The organism is Campylobacter concisus (assembly GCF_002912425.1).
Taxonomy (GTDB): Bacteria; Campylobacterota; Campylobacteria; order Campylobacterales; family Campylobacteraceae; genus Campylobacter_A; species Campylobacter_A concisus_AH.
This window is the reverse complement of the sequence record NZ_POYR01000129.1, coordinates 1-505: the sequence shown is the minus strand read 5'-3', so window position 1 is coordinate 505 and position 505 is coordinate 1. Positions and strand designations below refer to the sequence as shown.

The 505-nt window shown below is 32.9% G+C and carries 1 protein-coding gene; it reads left to right on the top strand.

From position 1 onward, the window contains the following. Positions 1-505 (top strand): tetratricopeptide repeat protein (locus CYP84_RS07380; protein WP_141089201.1); only part of this gene is annotated, 505 nt, incomplete at both ends.

The window sequence follows — 505 nt, the reverse complement described above, 5'->3', positions numbered from 1 at the left end:
TACTGCTCTCAGTTATAATAATATAGGCTCTGTTTATAGCGATATGGGTGATTATCCTAAGGCCTTAGAGTTTTATACAAAAGCTTTAAATATAAGAGAGAAAGTTTTAGGCAAAGATCATCCTGACACTGCTAGTAGCTATAATAATATAGGATCTGTTTATGACAATATGGGCGATTATCCTAAGGCCTTAGAGTTTTATACAAAAGCTTTAAATATAAACGAAAAAGTTTTAGGCAAGGATCATCCTGCTACTGCTACTAGCTATAATAACATAGGATATGTCTATAGTAGCATGGGCGATTATCCTAAAGCCTTAGAGTTTTATACAAAAGCTTTAAATATAAAAGAGAAAGTTTTAGGCAAGGATCATCCTGACACTGCTATCAGTTATAATAATATAGGCTCTGTTTATAGCGATATGGGTGATTATCCTAAGGCCTTAGAGTTTTATACAAAAGCTTTAAATATAAGAGAGAAAGTTTTAGGCAAAGATCATCCTGAC